Annotated in this window: 7 protein-coding genes; 3 read left to right on the forward strand and 4 right to left on the reverse strand. The window is 45.0% G+C overall.

Annotation, left to right across the window (positions count from 1 at the left end; genetic code table 11):
- Nucleotides 1-113 precede the first annotated feature (113 nt).
- Genes cls through BSG1_RS12645 form a run of 3 tightly spaced genes read left to right on the forward strand, consistent with a single transcriptional unit; the run spans nt 114 to nt 2989 of the window.
- Nucleotides 114-1313, forward strand: a complete 1200-nt coding sequence (gene cls / locus BSG1_RS12635) for a cardiolipin synthase (protein WP_006837451.1) — start codon at nt 114-116, stop codon at nt 1311-1313.
- A 47-nt stretch (nt 1314-1360) separates the two neighbouring features.
- Entirely contained in the window at nt 1361-2314 is a 954-nt protein-coding gene (uvsE, locus tag BSG1_RS12640; protein ID WP_044022856.1) for a UV DNA damage repair endonuclease UvsE, read from the forward strand.
- Nucleotides 2315-2329: 15 nt separating this feature from the next.
- Nucleotides 2330-2989, forward strand: coding sequence for a hypothetical protein (locus BSG1_RS12645; RefSeq protein WP_052302390.1), 660 nt, complete (start codon nt 2330-2332; stop codon nt 2987-2989).
- 107 nt (nt 2990-3096) lie between these two features.
- Here BSG1_RS12645 and BSG1_RS12650 read toward each other — a convergent pair whose 3' ends face one another.
- From BSG1_RS12650 to BSG1_RS12665, 4 genes are all read right to left on the reverse strand, one after another.
- Nucleotides 3097-3276, reverse strand: a complete 180-nt coding sequence (locus BSG1_RS12650; RefSeq protein ID WP_006837454.1) for a XapX domain-containing protein — start codon at nt 3274-3276, stop codon at nt 3097-3099.
- Nucleotides 3277-3444: 168 nt separating this feature from the next.
- Nucleotides 3445-5115 (reverse strand): arginine--tRNA ligase, encoded by a 1671-nt coding sequence (gene argS / locus BSG1_RS12655; protein ID WP_006837455.1) that lies wholly within the window; start codon nt 5113-5115, stop codon nt 3445-3447.
- 2 nt (nt 5116-5117) lie between these two features.
- Nucleotides 5118-5573 carry a DUF1934 domain-containing protein gene (locus BSG1_RS12660; RefSeq protein ID WP_006837456.1) on the reverse strand — a complete coding sequence of 152 codons (456 nt, stop codon included), beginning with the start codon at nt 5571-5573 and terminating at the stop codon, nt 5118-5120.
- 335 nt (nt 5574-5908) lie between these two features.
- On the reverse strand, nt 5909-6239 hold a 331-nt coding region (locus tag BSG1_RS12665; RefSeq protein ID WP_006837458.1), incomplete at its 5' end, for an arginase family protein.

Consider the following 6239-nt stretch of genomic DNA (forward strand, 5'->3'; position numbering starts at 1 on the left):
TGATGTAAAACTGTATGAATGCTCCAGCGGGTTTTCGAGGAGACTTTAAAGGGAAACGATGAATAAGTAATAATTGGACATACTATATATACCAGTCATGAGAGAGTGATATTATGTGGATTTTGATTATTTTATTGATATTGGCAGCAATCATTTTATGCTGCATCATTGATTTTCATTTCGGCCGCAAGCAGTTTGTCAGGACCGCCTACAGGCGCGATTACCAGAAAAGACACAGCGACATGGAACTGATTTCGACCGGCCCGGCTTTTTTTGAACGGATGTTTACGGATTTAAAGGGTGCCTCTACCTCGATTCACTGCCTATTTTATATCGTGGAGAACGACCATTTAGGGAGGCAGTTCTTTGACATCCTTAAGCAGAAAGCCAGTGAGGGTGTGGAAGTACGACTCCTGATGGACAGAGTCGGCAGCTTTAAAATCAGGAAAAAGCAAGTGAAGGAGTTAAAGGGTTACGGTATCCAGGTCTATTTTGCCGAAAAACCCAAACTTCCCTTTTTGTTCTTTTCAACACAGCAGCGGAACCACCGGAAAATCACCGTGATTGACGGAAAAATCGGATACTTGGGAGGCTACAATGTCGGCAAGGCTTATATTGATGAGGACCCAAATCTTTCTCCATGGAGAGATTACCATATGAGGCTTACAGGAGAAGGTATTTCCGACTTGCAAAGCGAGTTTTGCATCGATTGGAAAAGGGCCTCGGGTGAAGACATCATCAACAGGCCGGGATATTTTCCGAAGCTCGAGAAGGGGGAAGTTGAACACCGGTTCTTCCCTTCCGAAGGCTTCAAGATTGAAAGCCAGTTTGTTGAATTCATCACCAATGCCAAAAAGTCGATTTTCATCGGGACCCCCTACTTCATCCCGTCAGATGAAGTGATGGATGCATTGGTTAGAGCCTTGAAACGAGGGGTACGACTGACTATCGTCACTCCTGAAAAGGAAGATCATCTCCTTGTAAAAGAAGCGGCTTTTAAATATTTCCGCAAGCTAATGCCCCTGGGTGCAGAAGTTTATCAATATCAAACCGGTTTTTATCATTCAAAATTAATCATAATTGATGATGAATTCTGTGATCTCGGAACCGCCAACTTTGATTTACGAAGTTTTTATGTGAATTTGGAATTAAACAATTTCATTTATACTCAATCTTTTGTCGATGAAGTGCGTCAAGAAGTTCAGAAGGATATTGACGGCTCTTCTAAAATGTCGTTGGATAAACTGAATTCGGTGGGCATATTCACCAGATTTAAAGAAGGAATCGCATCAATGGTTTCGATATTATTATAGTGGCCCTCTATCCTCCGGAGGGGAAATATTTTTCCGGGAGTGAAATAATGGAATTACGACTTGGATTTGTTGCCAACGCCCTGTCTTTATGGGATGCAAGCCCTTCAAAGACGATGACATTCAAACGTTACAGCGAGCTTTCAGAGGATGAACGGAAACAGAAACTACTGGAAGTGACAGCAGCCAATCTGGAACACACAAAGCGGATCCTCTATTACCTGGCTGCACATGAAATCCAGCTTTACAGGCTGTCCAGTTCCATGGTCCCCCTTGCAACCCATCCAGAAGTCAAATGGGATTTCGTTTCACCTTTTCGCAGGGAATGGGAGGAACTGGGCCTCCTGATCAAGAAATTCAATATCAGGACAAGCTACCACCCGAACCAGTTCACCCTGTTTACGAGCCCGAAGGATTCGATCACGGATAATGCGGTTGAAGATATGGTCTTCCATTATAAGATGCTGGAAGCAATGGACGTGCTGGATCAATCCCTGATTAACATCCACGTTGGCGGAACATATGGAAATAAAGAAGAAGCGTTAGCGAGGTTTCACAAAAACCTTCAAAAGCTTCCTGCTCATGTAAAAAAATACATGACGCTCGAAAACGATGATAAAACGTACACAGTAGAAGAAACCCTGGAGGTCTGTGAAAAAGAAAAGATTCCGATGATTCTCGATGTCCATCATCATGAAGCCAATCAGAGCACAGAACCGCTTCAGGAGTATTTGCCAAGAATCCTGGACACTTGGAAACAAAGGAACCTGCGCCCGAAAATCCACGTGTCCTCGCCGAAGTCGGAAAAAGCATTCCGCTCTCATTCAGATAATGTCGATATCGAATTTGTCCTGCCTTACCTGAAGATGTTAAAAGAGCTGGATGAGGATATTGATATCATGATTGAAGCGAAAAACAAGGACATCGCGATGCTGAAATTGACTGAGGATATTGCGAAAATCCGCGGGGTAAAACGGGTGAGCGGCGGCATCCTGAACTGGTAGCAGAAAGGAATGCCTATGAAAAAGATTTGCTTATCTTGGAGCGGCGGACGTGACAGCATGGTGATGCTTGACCGTCTCAACTCCACTCCTGAATGGCACCCTGTGTCACTCCTGACAACACTTGCCGAGGAAGAAAAAAGAGTGATGATGCACGATATTCCGTTGTCGCTTATGAAAAAGCAGGCCAAAGCATTGGGCTTGCCACTTTTGCCTGTCATGATGAAACAAGGGTCCAGCAATGAAGAATATGAGGCAGGCATGAGAGCTGCGCTGGACTCTCTCCTTGAAAAAGGGGTTGAGACTGTTGCCTTCGGGGATATCTTTTTGAAAGACATTAAAGCATACCGGGAAGAGCAGATGAAACAAATACCGATGGAGCCACTCTTCCCTTTATGGGGAGCATCCACGGCAGACCTGAGCCGGGAGTTCATTGATAAAGGATACAAAGCGGTACTGGTCTGCATAGACAGCTCTCAGCTCCATCCCTCTTTCCTTGGACGGAAATATGATGATGAGCTGCTCAGGGACCTGCCGGACGGAGTTGATCCCTGCGGGGAAAACGGGGAGTTCCATACATTTGTCTATGATGGCCCACTGTTTAAGGACCCGGTACATTTTAATGGAGAGGAAACCATTGAGAAATATGAACGGTTTCATTATTTGCAGATTGAATAGAAAGAACCCCCGCGGACTCTTTGGTCGCGGGGGTTTTTGGTGGTGCATTTTCGGGTGCCAGGTACAAACTAACCTTTTTGTGCCTGGTACGACCTGAGGGGGCACCCCTACTTCATCATCGATTCAATCATCGGCTGCGCCCATGAAAAAGCCTTGAACCCGAGGTAGATACCAATAATACCTGCAATTCCTGCAAAAGCAGGCGGTGCCGGAATCGGTAATTTAAAAAGGGCAAAGACAAACCCAACAATAAAGCCTGTTAAAATAGCTAAAAGAACAACTTTCATACTCGAACCTCCATGTCATCGTCTATTGTTTTTAGAGTGCCCATTTAGGAGCAAACTATTTTCAAAGTAACGGCCCTTCATCTGGCTGAGATTCATGGTGTGAGGTTTTGTGATAAAAAGACGGCGAAGCATTGCACTTCAGCCGTCTTTATATGAGCTTAATCCAAATTACATCTTCTCAGGTGCAGATACCCCAATCAGCTTCAGGGCATTTTTCATTGTGAGGCGAACCGCCTTAATCAATGATAAGCGGGCTTTCGTCAATTCCATGTTCTCCATATCCAATACTTTTTCAGCATTATAGAAGCTGTGGAATGTTGATGCCAGCTCGTTGATGTAGTTGGCCACACGATGAGGCGTCCTTTTTGCAGCAGCATCCGCTACCACTCCAGGGAAATCTCCCAATTTTTTCAGCAATTCGATTGTTTTTTCTGCTTTCAAAAGAGAGTAATCCGTTCCTTCTTCAAAGTTGATCCCCTGTTCTGCCGCTTGGCGCAGGATGCTGCAAATACGCGCATGCGCATATTGTGCATAGTAAACAGGATTCTCGTTCGACTGCGAAACAGCCAGGTCAAGGTCGAAGTCCATATGCGTATCGGCACTTCTCATCGCAAAGAAGTAACGGACGGCATCCAGGCCAACTTCCTCTACAAGGTCACGCATCGTAACCGCTTTTCCTGTCCGTTTGCTCATTTTCATTTTTTCCCCGTTTTTGAATAGGTGAACAAGCTGGATGACTTCCACTTCCAACTTTTCACGGTCGTATCCAAGGGCTTCGATTGCCGCTTTCATACGAGGGATATAACCGTGGTGATCAGCACCCCAAATATTGATCAGGATATCATGACCGCGCTCAAATTTATCACGGTGATAAGAAATATCCGGGGTCAAATACGTGTATGTCCCGTCGTTTTTGATCAGCACACGGTCTTTGTCATCGCCTAATTCTGTAGAACGGAACCAAGTTGCCCCATCCTCTTCATAGATATGGTTATTGTCTTTCAATGCTTTTAGCGCATCGTCGATTTTTCCATTTTCATATAGAGAAGTTTCTGAATACCACACGTTGAATGGTACACGGAAATCTTCCAGGTCTTTCTTCAACTTTTCCATTTCGAATTTCAACCCGTACTCACGGAAAAATTTGTAGCGCTCTTCTTCGGATGCTTCGATGTATTTGTCACCGAACTCGTCCGCAAGTTTTTGGCCGATGCCGATGATATCTGCTCCCTGATATCCGTCTTCCGGAACAGCCTTGTCATGGCCAAGCGCCTGGAAGTAACGTGCTTCAACAGAAAGAGCAAGGTTATGAATCTGGTTTCCGGCATCATTGATGTAATACTCACGCGTCACTTTATAGCCTGCTTTATCAAGTACGTTGCACAATGAATCCCCGACAGAAGCACCGCGGGCATGTCCAAGGTGAAGGTCCCCTGTAGGATTCGCCGAAACGAACTCTACATTGATTCTTTCGCCTTTGCCGGCATCAGAACGGCCGTATTCATCCCCTGCTTCAAGGATGTTCGCCACAAGCTCTGTCAGATACTCATTTCTCATAAAAAAGTTGATGAACCCTGGTCCTGCGATATCGATTTTCTCAATTGATGCTGCTTCCTTGTCAATGTTTGCTGCGATATCGTCCGCAATCATCCTCGGTGCTTTCTTCGCCACACGCGCCAATTGCATCGCCATATTCGTGGAGTAGTCACCGTGGGATTTTTCCTTCGGTGTTTCCAAGATTACATCCGGCAGCTGATCTTCCGTCGCCAATCCTGCTTTCAGGACCGCCGATTTAATCTCCGTTCTCAATTTGTCTTGTACTTGTTCTGCGATATTCATTACTAATTTCCTTCCTCCTTATACGAAATATCCATTTCATACTTTCCGACCGGGCTTCCTTGCATATATAACTGGTAGGATAAGTTGATTTCGCCGTCATTTTTCGTTCTGTTTGCGGTGTGCGTCAGCTTCGAGGTTCTCGTCGTGATCATTAACGTCCCGAGTTGGCTTTCATATGAGCCGGCGTGCTCCTCGTCTTCCTTGAATACCATCCTCATCTTCACGGCACCGCTGCGTAAAATCAGGGCTTCCTCTTCTCTCTTCATCTTAAAGATGGTATGTATCGTTCCTTCTTCTTGTACTTCATCATATTTCAGAAAAAAAGAATCTCCTTTTTCATAGTATCTGCCATTTGAGATCAATTCAAAAGAGTCTTTTTCATCGCCATGCTGTATGTGGGTTTTCAAGTGAATTTTGACCTCAGTCTGTTCATTTCCTCCACCTTTCAAACCTCTCACATCCTTTATAAAGATTGGTTGATCCTAAACGTACGAACTTAACTTATTTAGTATAAGAACAATCTGCAGAAATTGCAACGGAACGGCTGGAATTCGGGGATTTCAGTTTTTTATAGATGGGGACTTCAGGCTCTGTTTGGCTATCGTCGAATTTGCTCCTTCTATCTTCGAGGATACAGATTCTACTTAAGACTTCCCGCTTTCTATCAACGAAAATGCTGGTTCTATCAACATTCGTCATGCTCCGACAAATCCCGGGGCATGCCTGTCACCAATAAAAAAACTGCCCCTTTGATATTGACATTCTCCGGGGCAGTTTGATTCAAACGATCATGTTATTTAACCCAGCCGAGCATCATTTCACGGATGAGTTTGCTCGCTGTGTTCGCTGTTTGCTCTGACGGATCATAGATTGGTGCGACTTCAACAAGGTCGGCACCGACTACATTCACTTCCGAACGGGCAATTTCATGGATGGAGGCAAGAAGCTCACGGGACGTGATACCGCCAGCATCCACCGTACCTGTTCCTGGTGCATGCGCCGGATCGAGGACATCAATATCGATCGTCACATAAACCGGACGGCCCGCAAGCTTAGGCAAAATTTCCTTCAACGGTTCAAGCACTTCAAACTTTGAAATATGCATGCCGTTCTCTTTTGCCCAC

Source organism: Bacillus sp. SG-1 (assembly GCF_000181495.1).
GTDB lineage: Bacteria > Bacillota > Bacilli > Bacillales > Bacillaceae_B > Rossellomorea.

Excerpts from the sequence above, each read along its gene's own strand:
- argS (WP_006837455.1), bottom strand. The coding sequence starts at position 5,115 with ATGAATATCGCAGAACAAGTACAAGACAAATTGAGAACGGAGATTAAA.
- BSG1_RS12650 (WP_006837454.1), bottom strand. The coding sequence starts at position 3,276 with ATGAAAGTTGTTCTTTTAGCTATTTTAACAGGCTTTATTGTTGGGTTT.
- uvsE (WP_044022856.1), top strand. The coding sequence starts at position 1,361 with ATGGAATTACGACTTGGATTTGTTGCCAACGCCCTGTCTTTATGGGAT.
- cls (WP_006837451.1), top strand. The coding sequence starts at position 114 with ATGTGGATTTTGATTATTTTATTGATATTGGCAGCAATCATTTTATGC.
- BSG1_RS12645 (WP_052302390.1), top strand. The coding sequence starts at position 2,330 with ATGAAAAAGATTTGCTTATCTTGGAGCGGCGGACGTGACAGCATGGTG.